This window comes from Aquimarina agarivorans (assembly GCF_000218485.1).
Taxonomy (GTDB): Bacteria; Bacteroidota; Bacteroidia; order Flavobacteriales; family Flavobacteriaceae; genus Aquimarina; species Aquimarina agarivorans.
The window spans coordinates 100,360-119,687 of record NZ_AFPB01000162.1; the positions used below are offsets into that span (position 1 = coordinate 100,360).

Consider the following 19,328-nt stretch of genomic DNA (forward strand, 5'->3'; position numbering starts at 1 on the left):
AATGGAAGCAACTTATTTTAAACATATTTTAAAATTTAAGCGCCCAAGCGGAACCTCTCGTGGGGTTTTAAAAACTAAAGAGACTTGGTTTATTAAGCTTACACAAGAAGGTAAAATTGGTATTGGTGAATGTGGAATTTTAAGAACTTTAAGTATTGATGACACGCCTGAATATGAAAGCACCTTGAAATGGGCATGTGCAAATATCCATATGGGCGAAAAAGTGTTGTATGATAAACTCAAAAAATTTCCAAGCATCCAATTTGGAATAGAGCAAGCTTTTTTATCCCTAAAATCAGATAGTCCTTTTGAATTATTTCCTTCTGATTTTACACAAAATAAAGTACCCATACCAATTAATGGTTTGGTTTGGATGGGAGCAAAAGATTTTATGAAGCAACAAATACTTGAAAAACTTAATCAAGGTTTCAATTGTATCAAACTTAAAATTGGTGCTATTGATTTTGAGTCTGAATTGGCATTATTAAAATATATCCGATCTCAATTTTCTGAAAATGAAATAGAAATCAGGGTGGATGCAAACGGTGCATTTTCTTCTGCGGAAGCATTACAAAAGCTTAAAGCTTTAAGCAGCTACAAATTGCACAGTATTGAACAGCCTATTGGAGTAAACCAACCTTATGAAATGGCTGAACTTTGCAAAAAAACACCTTTACCCATTGCTTTGGATGAAGAGTTAATTGGTGTTATCGATTTTGAAGCTAAAACTACATTGCTCGAAAAAATTAATCCGCAGTATATTATTTTAAAGCCTAGTTTAATTGGAGGGTTTAAAGGGAGTTTGGACTGGATTCGTATTGCCAAAGCCAATTCAATTGATTGGTGGATTACTAGCGCTTTGGAAAGTAATGTGGGTTTAAATGCGATTTCGCAATTTACTTTTACGTTAAATAACCCACTGCCACAAGGTTTAGGTACTGGCAGTTTGTATACAAACAATATATCTAGCCCTTTGGTGGTAGAGAATGGTACTATTTTTTTACGATACTGACATAAATTGGGATGTTACTTTATTTAAAATCTAACTCAAGTGTGTTTTTGTTCGTAAAGGAAGTTTAAATTATCCTACCTTAAATTGAGGAATGATAACAATTTAAAAAATCATCTTAAGTTATAAATACATTTAGCATTGAATGTTAAGTGTAAATAAACTAAATTATCAAATAATTAATAAAATACGATTGAAATGTTTTTAGCACAAGTGAAATCTTTTCCCAGAACAGAATTTTGGAGGTATATTTTAGGGTTTCTTGTAATTGCGCTTTTTTATTTTTTGGGTCAGGCACCAATAACTTTTGCTTGGCTATTTAAACTAGGGCTAACAGAATTACAAAATACACCACAAAATGAATTGTATTTTATTTTTGATTCCAATACAACTCTATTTTTAATGCTACTCATGTTTGTGATTACCTTGTTTGGGATCATTTTAGTTATAAAAAAAATACATAAACAGACTTTTAAAACCTTGGTGACTAGCAGAATAAGAATTGACTGGAAGCGAGTGCTGTTTGCATTTTCGTTATTAGCTATTTTTATTGGAGTAACTACATTTATAGGCTATAAAGCTGCTCCACAGGATTTTGAATGGAATTTTAATTTACCAAAATTTTTAGGATTGTTTATTATAGCAGTACTGCTTTTGCCCATACAAACTAGTGTCGAGGAATTAATTTTTAGAGGGTATTTAATGCAAGGATTTGCAAAGTTAAGTAATAGTAGATTGTTTGCATTAGCCTTTACTTCTATCATTTTTGGAGCAATGCATTTAGCTAATCCTGAGGTACGCGAATTAGGCTACATTACCATGGTGTTTTACATTGGTACAGGCTTGTTTTTAGGTATTATTACGCTAATGGATGAAGGTATGGAATTGGCGTTAGGATTTCATGCCGCAAATAATTTAGTAACTGCTCTTTTGGTGACATCGGATTGGTCAGTTTTACAAACAAATTCAGTTCTAAAAGATATATCACAACCTTCTGTTGGTTTAGAAATTTTAACCCCTGTATTGGTTTTATATCCAATTTATTTATTGGTATTTGCCAAGCGTTATCGTTGGAGTAATTGGAAGGAAAAATTAATAGGTAAAGTTTAGAGTAATCTGTTAATTTACGATAATTTAACATCTAAATCATTTTTTATAATAATCAATTCTTAATTTTTTTTAGTTTTAATAATAATTGTAGGCTAAACATATTCATAATACAAATTTAACAGTCTGTAAAACTGTATATATTACTTTTAAAAGCAAAATTGCTTTTAAATTACAGTAACCAATAGTTTTATTGAAACAATTTGTGAGCGTGGTAGTTTTGGCTTAAGTATTTGTTTGATTTTATGAATTGAGCAAAATAGAATCTGTCAAAAATGTAATTTAATGAGTAGAAACGGTATCACACATGTCATTTGAAGAAAAATTTATTACGCCAGACCTACATGCTTCGTTTTTGTTAAATAATAAGCGATACACAAATTCCTCGTTGGAAGCTTATGCCCACCATTTAGTACGAACAGGAGAGGAGTTTGAAGTTGAGATCGGTGATTTTCTATTGGACTGGCTTGATGATTCCGATATTATTGAAGTAAAAACATCGGGCTCAACAGGGCCTCCAAAAACTATTGAGGTTTATAAAACTCAAATGATAAATAGTGCTAAAGCCACAGGTACTTTTTTTAAAATACCTGAAGAATCTAATGCGCTTTTGTGTTTGTCAGCAAAATATATTGCAGGTAAAATGATGCTGGTTAGGGCTATGATTTTAGGTTGGAAATTGGATGTGTTAGCGCCCAAGTCAAATCCATTAGATAATTTGTACAAGCAGTACGATTTTTGTGCCATGGTTCCCTTACAATTGGATAATTCCATAAATCGATTACACCTATTAAAAAAACTTATTGTTGGCGGTGGGGCTATACCCGAACATTTAATAGCGCTAGTACAAGGGTTAAACACCAAAATTTACGAAACCTATGGAATGACTGAAACAGTTACACATGTTGCTGCGCGGAGGGTAAATTCTAAAAAGAAAGAAATTAAAGATTGCTGCTTTAAAGCCTTGCCCCAAGTAGCATTTTCAACAGATGAGCGTAATTGTTTGGTAATAAAAGCACCTATGCTTAGTAAAGAAGCAATAGTTACTAATGATATTGTGGATTTAATTACTTTTAAAAAATTCTTTTGGAAGGGGCGTTTTGATAATGTAATTAATAGCGGTGGAATAAAATTACACCCCGAGGAAATTGAAAAAAAATTACAACTAGTCATTAGAGAGCGTTTTTTTGTAACCTCAAGAGACGATAAAAAATTAGGGCAACGACTGATATTGATAATTGAAAATGTAAATGATGCGTATACTATTGATACTTATTTTTTTAAAATCAATAACCTAGATACGTTGGATAAATATGAGGTTCCAAAAGAAATTTATTTTCTTGAAAACTTTATAGAAACCAATACAGGTAAAATTCACAGATCAAATAATGTAGCACAACTTTTTGCTCCATTACGAAAAGCTTAATTTATTTTTTTAGCTTATATTTATTAGTAAAATTTAAAACAAGCATAGTATTAAAGTAACATTTTAACTATTTTTGTGATCATCCAAATTTGGAAACACATGCTAATTTTATGAGTCAAAAAGTACTACTTACAGGAAAAGAGGTGAATATTATACTGCATCGTTTGGCTTGTCAACTTATTGAAAATCATACTCATTTTAACGATACTGTACTCATTGGTTTACAACCAAGAGGAAGCTTTGTGGCAGAACGTTTAAAACAAATTCTTATTGAAGAATATGGAATTAAAAATTTAAAGCTTGGCTTGCTTGATATTACATTTTTCAGAGATGATTTTAGAAGAAGCACACAGCCTTTAGAAGCCAACAAAACTACTATTGATTTTGTGGTGGAGAATAAGCGAGTTGTATTTATTGACGATGTGTTGTATACCGGAAGAAGCATTAGAGCGGCATTAACTGCCATCCAATCCTTTGGCAGGCCATCCGAAGTTGAGTTGTTAACATTAATTGACCGACGATTTAGCAGGCATTTACCTATTCAACCCAATTACAGGGGGAGGCAAGTGGATGCTATTAATGAGGAGCGTGTAAAAGTAAATTGGAAAGAAAACCAAGGAGAAGACGTAGTTTATCTGATAAAATAATAGTTGTATGAGCGAATTAAGTGTAAATCACTTATTAGGAATAAAGTATATCAATGAAAAAGATATACAACTTATTTTTGAAACTGCTGACCATTTTAAAGAGGTTATTAACCGACCTATTAAAAAAGTACCATCATTACGCGATATTACCATTGCTAATTTATTTTTTGAAAATAGTACCCGTACTAGGTTATCTTTTGAGTTAGCCGAAAAAAGGTTGTCTGCCGATGTAGTAAATTTTTCAGCGGCATCATCCTCAGTTAAAAAAGGAGAGACGCTAATTGATACCGTAAATAATATACTGGCAATGAAAGTGGATATGGTTGTCATGAGGCATCCAAATCCTGGAGCAGGAGTATTCCTTTCAAAACACATTGATGCTTCAATTGTAAATGCAGGAGATGGGGCGCATGAGCATCCAACTCAAGCCTTATTGGATTCATATTCTATAAGAGAAAAACTTGGCGATGTAGCAGGTAAAAAAGTAGTTATTGTGGGGGATATTTTACATTCGCGCGTGGCATTGTCAAATATTTATGCGTTGCAACTTCAAGGTGCTGAAGTAATGGTTTGCGGTCCAAAAACTTTAATTCCTAAATATATTGATAGTTTGGGCGTTAAAGTAGAAACCAATCTAATAAAAGCGCTGGAATGGTGCGATGTAGCCAACATGCTACGCGTACAGAACGAACGTATGGAAATTTCTTATTTTCCGTCTACCAGGGAATATACGCAACAATATGGTGTAACAAAACCATTACTAGATAGTTTAAATAAAGAAATTGTTATTATGCACCCAGGGCCTATAAATCGAGGTGTTGAAATAACGAGTGAAGTGGCCGACTCTAACCAAGCTATTATATTAGATCAGGTTGAAAATGGCGTTGCTATTCGAATGGCTGTAATCTATTTACTGGCTTCTAAAATCAAACAATTATGATTATTGAACATATAAAAAGTACAACTGTAATTACTCAGGAAAAGTTAACGTTGGAAAAATTTGTTTCTCGATTAAACGAAGTTTATCAAGAATTGAGCAAAAATAACATTGTTATCAATCTGTTTTCATTAACCTCCTTAAAAGCATCTGATTTAAAGGAATTTAGTTTACTTTCTGAAAAGCACAAAGCCGATAATCATTCATTTGTACTAGTTACTGATGCTGTACCGTACGAAGACATTCCCGAAGCCCTAACTGTTGCTCCAACCTTACAGGAAGCGCATGATTTGATTGAAATGGAAGAAATTGAACGTGATTTAGGCATATAAAAAAGTAATTTTTTTGTGAGTTCAATATAAAGCGAGACTTAGATTATAGAAAATAGAAGAAAGATTCTAGTTTCATATATCCTTTTTTAATAGCTTATATATTCTATTTTCTTTACTCTTAAATGTAATTATGAAATTGACCATTTTAGGTTGTTATTCAGCAACACCTCGTATGCTTACCAATCCAACATCGCAGGTTTTGGATATTAATAATCATTTATTTTTAATTGATTGCGGGGAGGGTACGCAAGTACAACTTCGTAAATTTAAAATCAAATTTTTTAGAATTAAGCACATATTTATTTCCCATTTGCATGGGGATCATGTGTACGGCTTGGTAGGTTTGATTTCTACTTTTAAAATGCTGAAACGCGAGGCTCCATTGCATGTTTATGGTCCTAAAGGAATAAAAGAAATGATTACGATACAATTAAAATTATCCAATTCGTGGACTGATTTTCCGTTGCATTTTCATGAGTTAGAAAGTAATGAATCGGAGCTCATTTACGAAGATGAAAAAGTAACCGTTAGGACAATTCCTTTACAACACAGGATTTATTGTAATGGCTTTTTATTTACTGAAAAGCCTAAAGATCGAAATTTAAATTTAGGAGTGGTGCTTAATTATAATATAGATGTAGCCTACTACAATTCTATAAAAAAAGGAAAAGATATTACTTTAGAGTCGGGCGAGGTAATACCCAATGCAACCCTTACATTTGATCCTGAACCAGTAAAAAGCTATGCGTTTTGTAGTGATACCAAGTATGATGAGCTAAAAATAGAATTAATTAAGAACGCTACTGTATTATATCATGAATCCACTTTTTTAGAAAGCCATGAACACCTTTGTGAGTACACTGGGCATAGCACTGCTAAACAAGCAGCTACTATGGCAAAAAAAGCAGGGGTTAAAAACTTAATTTTAGGACATTACAGCACACGTTACGGCAATATTTCTGACTTTAAAGAAGAAGCTAAAAACATTTTTGAAAATACGGCACTTGCTGATGATGGAAAAGTTTTTGAATGGAGCTAACATTTTTACAAATTGCTAACAAAAAGACTTGATATAAATGTTAAATTGCATTAAAAACAAACTATGAATTCTGATTTGTCAGACTACAGAAAGTCGTATGAAAAAAGTGCCTTGTTAGAAGGTAATTTACCTGAAAACCCTTTAATTTTATTTGAAGAATGGTTTACTGAAGTTGATAATACAGCAGGAGTAGATGAAGTGAATGCGATGACAATTGCTACTATTGAACCTGATGGTTTTCCTAAAAGTAGAGTAGTATTATTAAAACATTTTGATAATCACGGTTTCATATTTTATACAAATTACAATTCCGAAAAAGGTAAGGCAATACTTCAAAACCCTAAGGTTTGTATTTCATTTTTTTGGCCAAATTTAGAGCGTCAGGTAATTATTAAAGGAAAAGCTCAAAAACAATCCGAAGAAAAAAGTACCACTTATTTTCATTCACGTCCACGTGGGAGCCAATTAGGTGCCTGGGCATCAGATCAAAGTACTGAAATAAATTCAAGGAACGTTCTCACTAAAAAATTACAAGATTTAGAGGAAATTTATAAAAATAAAGAAATTCCTAAACCACCACATTGGGGAGGTTTTGTTATTGTTCCTGAAACTATTGAATTTTGGCAGGGTAGGCCTAATCGGTTACATGATAGAATGCTTTATAAAAAAATAAATACTAACAACTGGAATCATAAGCGTTTAGCTCCATAACTACTAGCGTAAACAAATGAAAAAAATATATTTTATTAGGCATGCAAAATCATCTTGGGAAGAGCAAGTGGAAGATCATGACAGACCACTAAGTGACCGTGGATTTGATGATGCTATACTTATTAGTAATGAATTAATTAAAAAAGAAATTAGTGCGCATATTCAAATGGTATTTTCCAGTACAGCTAAAAGAGCTAAAACAACAGCTCAAATTGTAACTGATATACTAAAAATTCCTGAAGAAAAAGTTAATTATATGAACGATTTATATAGTTTTAACGGAATCTCAGTAAGTAAATTTTTAAAAGAGCTTCCTCAGGAATTAGATACCATACTTGTTTTTGGTCACAATCCAGCATTTACAATTTTAGTGAATAGTTTAGGAAGTCAGTTTTTTGCAAATATCCCTACCAGTGGTACAGTAGCAATATCATTTGATTGCGATAATTGGACTGATTTACAAAACGGCAAAACACTTTTTCATATATTTCCTAAAGACCTTAAATAACACATTTTTAATTTCCAATATTAAATACCATGGTTAAAAATAACAATCAATATATTAATAGAGAAATTAGTTGGTTAAACTTTAATGCCCGTGTGTTACAGGAAGCAAAAGATGAAAGCGTTCCGTTGTTAGAACGATTACGTTTTATAGGTATTTTTTCCAACAATTTGGACGAGTTTTTTAAAGTACGGTATGCTACGGTACAACATATTGATATTGCTGGAAAATCGGGAAAAAGAGCACTACGTGGTATGGATGCGCGCCAGTTACTAGAGCAAATTACAAATATAGTGATTGAGCAGCAGTCCGAGAGTTTGTTGATTATTCGTAAAATACAGGAAGAACTTCAGGATCATAACATTTATGTAATTAAAGAACATCAGGTAAATTGCGAACAAGGAATATTTTTACGATCTTATTTTTTAAATAAAGTAAGTCCTGCTTTAATGACTTTTATGTTGGACGATTTAGAGGAATTTCCACATTTAAAAGACAGTGCCGCCTATTTAGCCGTAAAATTAACTTTAGACTCAAAATCAAAAACTAAAAATAATATTGGCGACAAATTATATGCCTTAATTGAAATTCCAAGGACAATTGAACGCTTTGTAGTGTTACCAATTGGTAAAGATAATAAGGAGTATATTATTTTTTTGGATGACTTAATTCGGTATTGTATAGATCAGTTATTTAGTATTTTCGATTATACTTCGGTGTCCGCACACATGGTAAAAATTACGCGAGATGCCAAATTAGATATTGATAACGATTTCAAAAAAAGTTTTATTGAAAAAATTTCCAAAAGTGTTCAGCTAAGGAGAGATGGTGATCCCGTTCGTTTTGTATACGACAAAACTATTGATGATGATACACTGGCTTTTCTTATGGACAAAATGAATATTGAGGATACGGATAGTATTATTCCTGGAGGCAGGTATCATAACCGTAGGGACTATATGAAATTTCCTGTTTTAGGGCATAAAGATTTAGCATACCAACCAATAAAAGCGTTGGCTATAAAAGGATTGGATTTAAACTCCAGCTTATTTAAAGCAATTGCTGCTAAAGACTATTTGTTGTATACGCCATATCAAAGTTTTTCATACGTTATTAAATTTTTGCGCGAAGCCGCTCTGGATCCTAAAGTAACTTCAATAAAAATAACCATATACCGATTATCAAGTGTATCACATATTGCGAGTTCGCTTATAAATGCAGCAAAAAATGGAAAAGAAGTAGTTGTTCAAATTGAACTGCAAGCACGTTTTGATGAAGAAAATAACATTAAATATGCTGAAAATTTACAGCGCGAGGGTGTAAAACTCATTTTTGGTGTTCCTGGGTTAAAAGTGCATTGTAAAACTTGCTTAGTTGAGCGTACCGAAAACGGAAAGTCAAAAAGATATGGGTTTATTAGTACTGGTAATTTTAACGAATCCACAGCTAAAATTTATACTGACTATACACTTTTCACTAGCGATTCAGCTCTTTTAAAGGATTTAAATAAAGTCTTTGGTTTCTTTAAAATTAATTACAAAGTAAATCGGTATAAGCATTTAATTGTGTCACCACATTATACACGCAAAAAAATGTGTGAGTTTATTGATACTGAAATAAAGAACGCAAAAAATGGGAAAGAGGCATTTATTCGTTTAAAATTAAATAGTTTAAGCGATTATGATATGATTGATAAGCTTTATGAAGCCAGCAATGCAGGCGTAAAAATAGATTTAATCATTCGGGGGATTTGCTGCTTGATTCCTGGTGTTAAAGGGATGAGTGCTAACATAAAAGCAATTAGTGTGGTTGATAAATTTTTAGAACATCCAAGATTGTATATTTTTGCTAACGGAGGCGATGAAAAAATATACATTTCCTCGGCTGATTGGATGACCAGAAATTTAGACAGAAGGGTAGAGGTTACTTGTCCTATTTATGATACAGAAATAAAGCAAGAATTAATTGATACTTTTGATATTTGCTGGACCGATAATGTAAAAGCACGCGTCATAAATGAAACTCAGGATAATACTTACGTAAGAAATGAGTTACCCAAAAACAGATCTCAAATCAGCTTATACGAGTATTATGAAAACAGACTAAAGTAAAAGCCTAGTGATTGAAATTAAAAAATACGGAGCCATTGATATAGGTTCAAATGCAGTACGATTGTTAATTGGATCTGTAACCACTATGGATGGTATTAATCCCCGTTTTAAAAAAACAAGTTTAGTCCGTGTTCCTATACGATTAGGAGCGGACGTTTTTGTTAAAAATAAAGTATCCGATCTTAACGTGGGACGCTTAATTGATACTATGAAATCGTATCAATTGCTCATGCAAACTCATAATGTATCGCGTTACAGGGCCTGTGCTACTTCGGCCATGCGCGATGCTGAAAATGGGGCTTCCGTAGTAAAAAAAATCAAAGAAGCCTCGGGTATTCAAATTGAAATAATTGATGGTAAAGATGAAGCTGCAATTATTGCCATGACGGATTTAACTGAATTAACAAGTTCAAATAGCTCATATTTATATGTTGATGTGGGTGGTGGTAGTACTGAATTTACGGTGTATCATAAAGGAAAAATTATAGCTTCAAAATCATTTAAATTAGGAACCGTTCGGTTATTAAATAATTTAGTTTCAGAAGATAAATGGAATAACGTAGAGAAATGGATTAAAAAGCATACCAAAAATTTTGAAGCACTATCCCTTATTGGATCAGGAGGGAATATTAATAATATTTTTAAAAATAGTGGTAAAAGTACAGGCAAGCCATTAAGTTATATGTATTTAGTTTCATATTATCAATTACTAAAGTCCTTAACTTATGATGAGCGTGTTTGGGAATTAAATTTAAATCATGATCGAGCCGATGTAATTGTGCCTGCTGCAAAAATATTTTTATCAGCTATGAAATGGAGTAATGCACAACATATTTACGTTCCAAAAATAGGGCTGGCAGATGGTATTATTAAATCGTTATATAATGAAGATAAAAAAATAATTACGTAATAAACTGATTTTTTGTACATTAGATCTGATTTTAGGGCTTAAAATTAACTTATTTATAAGTTTTTTCTTTTTAAAAACTTTACTTTGTTTTAAATTACAATAATTAAAAAACATTTAGATATGAATAAAAGGATACTTTTACCTATAATTTCCTTTATATTAGGAGTAATAGCTGTGCAAGCTCAACAAAGTGAATACGGTTTTAGGTTAGGACTAAATTATAGTGAAATTGACTTTGACGATAATGCTACAGGAGTTTTTGGTGGCGACGATGGTGCTAGGATAGGCTTTGCAGCAGGTTTTTTTGCTAAGTATTATCTGTCAGAAAAATTTAGTTTTCAGCCCGAAATTCAATATTCATCTCAAGGAGAAAAATCTGAGGTTTTAAATAAAGAATCTGTAAATGCACCAACAGGAGCACCATTATCTTTTGATCGCTTAAACTTTGGTGTATTGCAATTACCATTATTATTCAATTATCATTTTACAACTAATTTTTACATTTCAGCGGGTCCTCAAGTGGGTATTCTTATCTGGGAATGGGAGCGCGCAGGGAACTATGAATTGTTTCAATTTTCCGGACTTGGCGGAATCGGGTATTACATCAACGATAATTTAGGAGTTGATCTAAGAGCTGCTTACGGTTTTACTGATGTTATTAAAACCAATACATCAAGTACTTTTGATGCTACAGGTGTAAATCATTATTTACAATTAACACTGTCTTATCGTTTATAAAAACTTGATTATTTTAAATAATTTAACGCCTGAGCTTTGTTCAGGCGTTTTTTATTTGTGGTTTTGTAACATTAAGCCGAACTTTGTAAATTCATTATAACATGATCTACACCCATGGAAATTGATTTTTCTAAAAATAACGACGGATTAGTTCCAGTAATTATTCAGGACTATAAAACCAGAAAAGTACTTATGTTAGGCTACATGAACTATGAAGCTTATAACAAAACTGTAGATACAAAAAAGGTCACTTTTTACAGTAGAACTAAAAAAAGACTTTGGACAAAAGGAGAAGAAAGTGGTCATTATTTAAATTTAGTATCCATAAAAAATGATTGTGATAAAGATACACTATTAATTGAAGTCTCTCCTGTAGGTCCAACATGTCATAAGGGTACTGGTACTTGTTGGGCTGAAGAAAATGATGCTAATTACGGGTTTTTATCCAATTTGGAAGATATTATCAGTGACAGAATAGCCACTGCTGACTCAAAAAAAAGCTATGTTGCCTCATTATTAGCTAATGGAATTAATAAAGTAGCTCAAAAAGTAGGGGAGGAAGCTGTAGAAGTAGTCATTGAAGCGAAAGATAATGACGAGGAATTATTTTTAAATGAAAGTGCTGACTTATTATTTCATTATTTGATTTTGCTTCATGCTAAGGGATATAAGCTACAAGATGTTGTTGATGTTTTAGAAAAAAGACAGAAATAGACTACAAAATTTAACTTTTAAAATGAAAATGTAGTTTTTTTTGATAATTTTTAGATTTATCGATCTACCTATTCAAAAGTTTTGTATTTTGGCTTAATCTTTGAATACCCAGAGATAATAATTAAAATACATTACAATGAGTAAAGGAACAGTAAAATTCTTCAACGATTCAAAAGGATTCGGATTTATTACAGAAGAAGGTTCAAACAAAGATCATTTTGTTCACATTTCAGGTTTAATTGACGAAGTACGCGAAGGCGACGAAGTTGAATTTGAATTAACAGAAGGTCGTAAAGGATTAAATGCAATAAACGTAAAAGTTATCTAAACATATACGCTTAAAGTTTTTTCGAAACCCATCACAAACTGTTGATGGGTTTTTTAATGGGGTATGTTAGCGTTTTTTTATTATAGATAGTCAATAATTGTAAATAATTTTGCATTTTGACGTCTATTTTGCTATAAATATGAACTATGAAAAGTAATTTTAAAGATATAATCAATTCAAAAACCCCTGTTTTAGTTGATTTTTTTTGGAGAGAGGTGTGGCCCCTGCCAAACACTAATGCCTATTTTAAAAGAGGTTAAAGACGAACTTGGCGATGCGATAAAAATAGTTAAAATTGATATTGATAAAAATCAAGCTTTAGCTCAAAACTTTCAGGTACGTAGTGTACCCACTTTAATTTTATTTAAAGAAGGAAAAGCCCATTGGCGGAAGTCAGGAGCTTTACCTAAAAATGCAATTATTGATGTTATTAAAACGCATGCCTAATTAGTAATGAGTAAAATAGTTTTAATAACAGGAGCAAGTAGAGGAATTGGTTTTGCTTTGGTTAAAAAAATGCTGAAAGACAATTTTATTTGACTATATAAAATAACCTATATTTGGTTTAAAACTAAGCATTAACCAAATGACGCACGCCTATCTTTATTTAGATGATAAAAAATACCGGCTACTAAATTTTAACTTTAGTTTTAATCAACGTACAGGAATAAATAACAAGCCTATTGGTATAACTACAGGAGGGCAAATAAATATTACTTTAGAAACTTCCAAAGATGTAACTATGTTTGAGTGGACTGCTCATCACAATATGCAAAAAAACGGGCGTATTGAACTCATGAGTAGGGATGGAATGCAAATTGATTTTAAATTGGAATTTGCCAATGCTTATGCTACTTCTGCTACTAATTTTTATACGGCAGACACTTCGCAACCTATGCACCACACGGTGCTAATTACCCCGGGAATACTACGTTTTAACGGCGATAATGATATTATATTTAAACAAACCTGGGACGATGGTACTGCATTTAATGAGCAACCCAAACCAATTAGTAGTAGTAATAATACGACCCCTGAAATCAAAAGCATACAATGGGTTAACAGCGATACTGAAGAACAGAATATAAAAGAAATCGGTTACAAAGAAAACCTAAGTTTACTCGCTGCCATTGATAACCCTGAGGGCAGTAGCGTTACCATTACTTTAGAAAAAGAGGACGGTACCGAGTTTAGTGAAGGCCAAAAAGTATTAACGTTTACCGAAATCTTAGATGATGATGGTATCGTTGAACTCACCCCAACCGAAATCAAAGAACAGTGGGAAGCCTTTAAGGCCAATGATATTGATAAATTGGTTGCCAAAGTTACTCACGCAGAGGTTAGCAAAAAAAGTAGTGCGCTAACAATAACTCCAATTCCAAAAGCTATTGTAGATTTCAGACCTTCAAAAAATTACAATGGAGAATACGGTTTCGATTATTTAAGAGACAAAAAACAAAAGAAAGACAAACTTAATTACAAGAAAATTTTAGGCACTAATACTGAAGTTATTGATCCTGCAACTGGACTAGAAATAAATGAATTTGAAACTTATTCTACCGATACTAAATTCAAAAGCCTAAAATGCGATCATTATAATAGTATTGAATTAGACTGGCTTAAAGACAAAGAAGGACTTCCTTACGAATACGTGCAAAGTTGGTTAATGCTTTACCCTAACCAAAAAGCCACACTAAGTTTGCAAATAGAAACTTTGGAAAATGCTAATGAAAATGATTTTTCATTTGAGTACGACACTAATTATTTAAGTCTAAGCACCCAAACCATTCCCGCTCAAAAAAAAGGAAAAAACGTTTAGATGATTTTATTACGGTAGAGTGCTTAAAAGAATTTAATACCGATCAAATTATAAAGTAATCTATAAAGAAAGGCAGCTAGGGCAATTGAATATACTAGCCAACGCCAAAACAAAACGTAAAATTGCGAAGGTGGTTTTTGTAAAAGTTAAAACAAACCTTAAAGAAACAGGCAAAGGAAAAAAGGGAACCACTAAAAATAGAAGTAGCATTTGTGAAGATGAAGTACTTAATAAATTTTTAAAACAAGGCTATATTAGTTTAGAAAATGACGAAGTAGAATTTGACCTAACGCAACTAGACCCAAAAACCAATAAACCTAAATATTCTGATTTTAATAAAAATTTTTCTTTTAAGGATACTAGAGACCCTCAGCAAACAAAAATATTAAACAAATTTCACAACTCCGCCAATCAATCTTTAGTTGGTTTTGTAGAAACTGAATTTAACAAAGCACATCCAAAATATGCTAATCACTTTAAAGTATTCTTTTTTGGAGACCGTGGTGGTAAAAAGAATAAAAAAACTGGCAAAATTAAAGGTTTGGGCGGCTATGCTAAAGGCTTTAAAAAACAATCTGTAGTCGCTTTTTCAAGTAAAAGCGAGGCAACTGTAACCCATGAGTTATTACATGCCATAGGGCTCAGACATACTTTTGATGGTAAAGCAACCTATCAGTACAAAAAGGGAGCGACCTATAATATTATGGATTACTCGCATTTGTCTAAATATGGTAGGAAAAACCGAAATCATATTTGGCTTTGGCAAATGAAACAACTATGGGAAAACAAAAACCTAAAACCCGAATAGTATGAAATATTTATTTATTTATTTATATATAATAGTAAGTTTTACCGACTGCAAAGCACAGAAAAAAAATAATATGAAAACTTTTGATATAGAGTCTTTTAATAAACATAAGGACCATTTAAACAATTATAGTTTTAAAAACAATAATGGTGATTTAATTCAGCAAGATAGATGGCAATTTGGTTTTGAAGAAATCGTCACAAAAAAAGAGAATTTAATTAGCACATATTATAAATTTTACGAAAATGGACAGCTAAAATTACAAGGTGACTTCTATCCTAATGATTTTGAAAAAGGTATTTGGAAAGAATACGATGAGCAAGGGAATTTAATTGAAGAAACGGATTATGATGCTCCTTATAAATTTACATGGGAAGATATTTTAAAATTAATTGAAAAACGGGGTATCGATATGACTCATGAGAATTTTGAAATTGGCAGAAATATAGTAGATAACCGTCCAGTATGGGGAATCATATATGGAAAAGAAGAATCCGATAAATTAGGAATTATAGGTATTTACGGCGATACAGGAGAAATTTTTCAAGAATCAGAAAAAGATGGTTCTGAAGGCGGCTCATATGATGATGAGGATTAAAATTAAGACAAATGGATTCAATAAAGTTTCACTTCCTAATTACTATTTTTTGCTTATTTTTCTATTTAAATGTTTATAGTCAACAAAATGAGTTTATTGGTTTGTGGAGATCTCAATATGAAGAATGGAGCTATGACGTTGAAAATGGTGATTGTTGTGGTATTTATGATATACCATTACAAAAGGCAACATTTATGAAAGTTACAAAAGATTCTATCTTTTATTTAAAAAATAACAAGATTGTAGATAAAGCAGCGTATATAATACAAAACGATAAAAAAAATCAAATACTAGAATCTAACATTGGTAATTATAGTTTTTTTAGAGGAGGAATTGAATCCTCAGGAAGAGGACTTTGCGATGATTGGATACACTACAGAAAAGTCATAGATTTTGAAAAAAAACCAGATGTCAAAAAAGATTTGCTCAATGAAATAGATGACGACATTTATAATCAAATTATTTCTAATTATTTAAGTACAGGAAATCTTATCACTTACACAAATCATTCAGAAGGGTACTCTAAAACTATATTAGAATACCCATCTCTTATAACGAAATATTCTTATTTTGATAATAATAATCAACTTCAATTTGAATTAGTTATGGATGATAGCCTTTTAAGGGCTAATTCAATAAAACTTGATGAGAACATAAATAACAGAAAAGTCATAAGTAGATTAAACAGAGTTTTCAAAGCTAAAAAAATTCATTTTAGCGAACCTAGTTTTGAATTTATTACAAAGACTATAAAAAATAAGTCTTGTTGGTTAATTAGCTGGTATGATTTTAAAAAACAAACAAAAAAGACGATTTACTTACAAAAAGAAAATGGTAAAATTCTAAAGGGAAATATCAAGTAGAAAAGTTTTCTCAAATTTTCTCAAAAAGAGTAGCGAAATAATACGATGAAGAAGGATATTTAATTAAAAAAACTGATTATGACGCCCCCTATAAATTTACATGGGAAGATGTTTTAAAGTTTATTAAAAGAGCGTGAGATTGATATGAATTATGAAAAATTTAGAATATCAAGAAACTTTAATTATGGTAAAGAGGAATCAAATAGAAATGAGGAATTCTGGTCAATTACTCACGGACTAAAAGAAAAACATGTGCTTGATATAATCATTGTAGATGGTATCAATGGAAATACTTTAGATGAGTATGAAGAAAATTATCCAGAAGGCGGCTCATATGATGATGAGGATTAATTTCAAACAAATATCACAATTCCGCCAATCAATCTTTAGTTGGTTTTGTAGAAACTGAATTTAACAAAGCGCATCCTAACTATATAAATCACTTTAAAGTATTCTTTTTTGGAGACCGTGGCGGCAAAAAGAATAAAAAAACTGGCAAAATTAAAGGTTTGGGCGGCTATGCTAAAGGCTTTAAAAAACAATCTGTAGTTGCTTTTTCTGGTAAAAGCGAGGCAACTGTAACCCATGAATTATTACATGCCATAGGGCTCAGACATACTTTTGATGATAAAGCAACCTATCAGTACAAAAAGGGAGCGACCTACAATATTATGGATTACTCGCATTTGTCTAAGTATGGTAGGAAAAATCGAAATCATATTTGGCTTTGGCAAATGAAGCAACTGTGGGAAAACACAAATCTTAAACCTGAGTAACATGAAGAGTCTATTTATTTACTTATTTATAATAGTAACTATAAGCAATTGTAAAGTACAAAAAAAACGAGATGAAAATATTTGATATTGAAAACTTCAATAAAAAGATTATAGGAAGAGAATATGAATTTATTGATAAAGATAGCTCAATAGTAATTCAAAAAGAACGTCAATTAGAATATAAGGAAATAGTACAACCTAGAAATTCTTTTTTTCAAACAATAAATAAATATTATAAATCAGGTTTATTAAAAGCTACTTACCAATTTTATCCAAATCAATTCTTGAAAGGGGTAAGAAAAGAATACGATGAACAAGGAAATTTAATTAAAGAAATGGATTATGATGCCCCTTATAAATTTACATGGGAAGATATTTTAAAATTAATTGAAAAAATATCAATATCAAATGTGTTATAGGTTTTTATAAATTCAGATTTTTTAAATATTAATTCATTTTTAATGATGTTTATATTAATACTATTGTCAATAATTATAGGCCAAAATATAGTTTTAATAACATGTTCATCTATATCATTGAATTCGTATTTATTAGCTAACTCTTGATGATTTGTTTTATTAATTTTAAAGATTAAACTTCTTAGATTCTTATTAGAGGGTTTGAAGTCTTTATTGTTTGTATTTGATTCGTTTATATTTAGTTGTTTGTTGATTGGATTTTTCTCTTTATCTAATCCAAGTGGGTAAAACTTATTATCTTTAGATTGTCCTATATTTTCTTTTTTAATAATGAATTCACCAAAATAATTACCTAAGATGTTATATTTTGAATTATCAATATTGGATATTTTAATTTCTAAGTTTCTACTTAGATAGTTTCTTATTTCATCACAAATTTGTTGTGTACCATGTCTAAAATTTAAAAATGCTTTTTCATTTTCCGTTAAATTATTATTATCTATTTCTTCTACGTAATTATTTAATACAGATTTTATTCGGGAAAAACCATTTACATAAAAATCAATTAAGTAAGCCTTCGTTTTTATGTCATCATTAGATATTTCTAGAAGGTTTTGTCTCCATTGGCTATTATATTTAGAATATATCTTATGTAATTTTCTGTTTAAACCTTGAATTTTTTCTTTGTCAAAATCTTGATTATTCTTAAAAATTTTAAGGTATTCATGGAGCATTTTATTATAAATGTTTAAGTATTTATTTACGTGCTTATTTTCCATTACTTAAAATCAATATTAATCTTGTTAGTGGCTTTACGCTTAGTTTCATCAACTATTTTGGCATAAATCTGAGTTGTTTTTAATTCTTTATGTCCAAGCATTTTGGAAACCGTATAAATATCTGTTCCTGCTTCTAATAGTAACGTAGCGTATGTATGTCTAAAACAATGAAAAGTTAAATGCTTTTGAACACTTGCATTGATAGCCCATTTTAAAAGTTGACCATTTTGATGTGCAGAATAATATAAACCTTCAAATACTTCTTGTGTTGGTTCTTTACGTTCTCCCATTAAAATATAAGCCTGTTCGGGAATAGGCAGGTATTCAATTTTCTTGGTTTTCTTTTGAGTAAAGTCAATTCGATAACCAAAATCTTCATTGTAGATTACTTCGCTCCAAGTCAATTTTTTAATATCCGAAAACCTTAATCCAGTGAGTGCGGAAAATAAAGATGCCCTTTTCAGTAATGGATTCGGGCATTCTGTATTAGCTAAACTATTTAGTTCTTCTTTAGTTAAAAATACTCTATTCGTTTCAGCCTCTTCAATCCCTTTTACTTTTCGGTTTATATCTTGTTGTAATAATTCATCTTCAAAGGCTTGTTTCAGTACTGCTTTAAATTTGTTAAAGTAACTAAGAGCTGTGTTTTGGGAAAGTTTTTTGTTTTTGCTTCTTTTGCTATTAGTGGATAGTAAGTAGTCTTTATAATCATTGCAAAAAGGAACTGTAAGCTCAATAAATTTTAAACTCCT

The 19,328-nt window shown here is 31.1% G+C and carries 23 protein-coding genes and 1 pseudogene; 22 read left to right on the top strand and 2 right to left on the bottom strand.

What is annotated here, in order from left to right:
* Position 1: 1 nt before the first annotated feature.
* The 22 genes and pseudogenes from GMC_RS19925 to GMC_RS20825 all read left to right on the top strand — a co-directional run bounded on the left by GMC_RS19925 (position 2) and on the right by GMC_RS20825 (position 17,797).
* Entirely contained in the window at positions 2-1,012 is a 1,011-nt protein-coding gene (locus tag GMC_RS19925; RefSeq protein ID WP_010522523.1) for an o-succinylbenzoate synthase, read from the top strand.
* A gap of 195 nt (positions 1,013-1,207) precedes the next feature.
* Positions 1,208-2,119 (top strand): CPBP family intramembrane glutamic endopeptidase, encoded by a 912-nt coding sequence (locus GMC_RS0112840; protein WP_010522524.1) that lies wholly within the window; start codon positions 1,208-1,210, stop codon positions 2,117-2,119.
* Positions 2,120-2,423: 304 nt separating this feature from the next.
* Positions 2,424-3,542 carry an AMP-binding protein gene (locus GMC_RS0112845; protein ID WP_010522525.1) on the top strand — a complete coding sequence of 373 codons (1,119 nt, stop codon included), beginning with the start codon at positions 2,424-2,426 and terminating at the stop codon, positions 3,540-3,542.
* Positions 3,543-3,652: 110 nt separating this feature from the next.
* Positions 3,653-4,189 (top strand): bifunctional pyr operon transcriptional regulator/uracil phosphoribosyltransferase PyrR, encoded by a 537-nt coding sequence (pyrR, locus tag GMC_RS0112850; RefSeq protein WP_010522526.1) that lies wholly within the window; start codon positions 3,653-3,655, stop codon positions 4,187-4,189.
* Positions 4,190-4,196: 7 nt separating this feature from the next.
* Complete coding sequence (locus tag GMC_RS0112855) at positions 4,197-5,129, top strand: aspartate carbamoyltransferase catalytic subunit (RefSeq protein WP_010522527.1); 933 nt, start codon at positions 4,197-4,199, stop codon at positions 5,127-5,129.
* Positions 5,126-5,458 (top strand): hypothetical protein, encoded by a 333-nt coding sequence (locus tag GMC_RS0112860; protein ID WP_010522528.1) that lies wholly within the window; start codon positions 5,126-5,128, stop codon positions 5,456-5,458. Before GMC_RS0112855 ends, GMC_RS0112860 begins: the two co-directional genes overlap by 4 nt.
* Positions 5,459-5,588: 130 nt before the next feature.
* Positions 5,589-6,497, top strand: a complete 909-nt coding sequence (locus tag GMC_RS0112865) for a ribonuclease Z (RefSeq protein ID WP_010522529.1) — start codon at positions 5,589-5,591, stop codon at positions 6,495-6,497.
* A gap of 63 nt (positions 6,498-6,560) precedes the next feature.
* On the top strand, positions 6,561-7,208 hold the full coding sequence (pdxH, locus tag GMC_RS0112870; RefSeq protein WP_010522530.1) for a pyridoxamine 5'-phosphate oxidase: 648 nt from the start codon (positions 6,561-6,563) through the stop codon (positions 7,206-7,208).
* 16 nt (positions 7,209-7,224) lie between these two features.
* Positions 7,225-7,716: a SixA phosphatase family protein gene (locus GMC_RS0112875; RefSeq protein ID WP_010522531.1), complete on the top strand. Its 492-nt coding sequence runs from the start codon at positions 7,225-7,227 to the stop codon at positions 7,714-7,716.
* Between the two features lie 29 nt (positions 7,717-7,745).
* Positions 7,746-9,824, top strand: coding sequence for a polyphosphate kinase 1 (gene ppk1, locus GMC_RS0112880; protein ID WP_010522532.1), 2,079 nt, complete (start codon positions 7,746-7,748; stop codon positions 9,822-9,824).
* A 7-nt stretch (positions 9,825-9,831) separates the two neighbouring features.
* On the top strand, positions 9,832-10,734 hold the full coding sequence (locus tag GMC_RS0112885) for a Ppx/GppA phosphatase family protein (RefSeq protein ID WP_010522533.1): 903 nt from the start codon (positions 9,832-9,834) through the stop codon (positions 10,732-10,734).
* 120 nt (positions 10,735-10,854) lie between these two features.
* The gene (locus GMC_RS0112890) at positions 10,855-11,472 is read left to right on the top strand and encodes a porin family protein (protein ID WP_010522534.1); all 618 of its coding nucleotides are present in this window, start codon (positions 10,855-10,857) and stop codon (positions 11,470-11,472) included.
* Between the two features lie 114 nt (positions 11,473-11,586).
* Complete coding sequence (hisIE, locus tag GMC_RS0112895; RefSeq protein WP_010522535.1) at positions 11,587-12,186, top strand: bifunctional phosphoribosyl-AMP cyclohydrolase/phosphoribosyl-ATP diphosphatase HisIE; 600 nt, start codon at positions 11,587-11,589, stop codon at positions 12,184-12,186.
* Between the two features lie 136 nt (positions 12,187-12,322).
* Positions 12,323-12,514 carry a cold-shock protein gene (locus GMC_RS0112900; protein WP_010179430.1) on the top strand — a complete coding sequence of 64 codons (192 nt, stop codon included), beginning with the start codon at positions 12,323-12,325 and terminating at the stop codon, positions 12,512-12,514.
* 146 nt (positions 12,515-12,660) lie between these two features.
* Positions 12,661-12,961 (top strand): annotated as a pseudogene (trxA, locus tag GMC_RS19930) (thioredoxin).
* A 139-nt stretch (positions 12,962-13,100) separates the two neighbouring features.
* Positions 13,101-14,333, top strand: a complete 1,233-nt coding sequence (tssD, locus tag GMC_RS19935; RefSeq protein ID WP_010522538.1) for a type VI secretion system tube protein TssD — start codon at positions 13,101-13,103, stop codon at positions 14,331-14,333.
* A 130-nt stretch (positions 14,334-14,463) separates the two neighbouring features.
* Positions 14,464-15,141 (top strand): zinc metalloprotease, encoded by a 678-nt coding sequence (locus GMC_RS0112920; protein WP_238528001.1) that lies wholly within the window; start codon positions 14,464-14,466, stop codon positions 15,139-15,141.
* 1 nt (position 15,142) lies between these two features.
* Positions 15,143-15,739 carry a hypothetical protein gene (locus GMC_RS20820; RefSeq protein ID WP_010522540.1) on the top strand — a complete coding sequence of 199 codons (597 nt, stop codon included), beginning with the start codon at positions 15,143-15,145 and terminating at the stop codon, positions 15,737-15,739.
* An 11-nt stretch (positions 15,740-15,750) separates the two neighbouring features.
* Positions 15,751-16,602 (top strand): hypothetical protein, encoded by an 852-nt coding sequence (locus tag GMC_RS0112930; RefSeq protein WP_010522541.1) that lies wholly within the window; start codon positions 15,751-15,753, stop codon positions 16,600-16,602.
* A 144-nt stretch (positions 16,603-16,746) separates the two neighbouring features.
* Positions 16,747-16,953 (top strand): hypothetical protein, encoded by a 207-nt coding sequence (locus GMC_RS0112935; protein WP_010522542.1) that lies wholly within the window; start codon positions 16,747-16,749, stop codon positions 16,951-16,953.
* Between the two features lie 158 nt (positions 16,954-17,111).
* Entirely contained in the window at positions 17,112-17,378 is a 267-nt protein-coding gene (locus GMC_RS22345) for a zinc metalloprotease (protein WP_010522543.1), read from the top strand.
* Between the two features lie 71 nt (positions 17,379-17,449).
* Entirely contained in the window at positions 17,450-17,797 is a 348-nt protein-coding gene (locus GMC_RS20825) for a hypothetical protein (RefSeq protein WP_010522544.1), read from the top strand.
* On the opposite strand, the gene GMC_RS0112950 is transcribed toward GMC_RS20825, so the two are convergent.
* Positions 17,731-18,576, bottom strand: a complete 846-nt coding sequence (locus GMC_RS0112950) for a hypothetical protein (RefSeq protein ID WP_010522545.1) — start codon at positions 18,574-18,576, stop codon at positions 17,731-17,733. The two genes, GMC_RS20825 and GMC_RS0112950, sit on opposite strands and share 67 nt — an antisense overlap.
* On the bottom strand, positions 18,576-19,328 hold a 753-nt coding region (locus GMC_RS0112955), incomplete at its 5' end, for a site-specific integrase (RefSeq protein ID WP_010522546.1). The genes GMC_RS0112950 and GMC_RS0112955, both read right to left, overlap by 1 nt.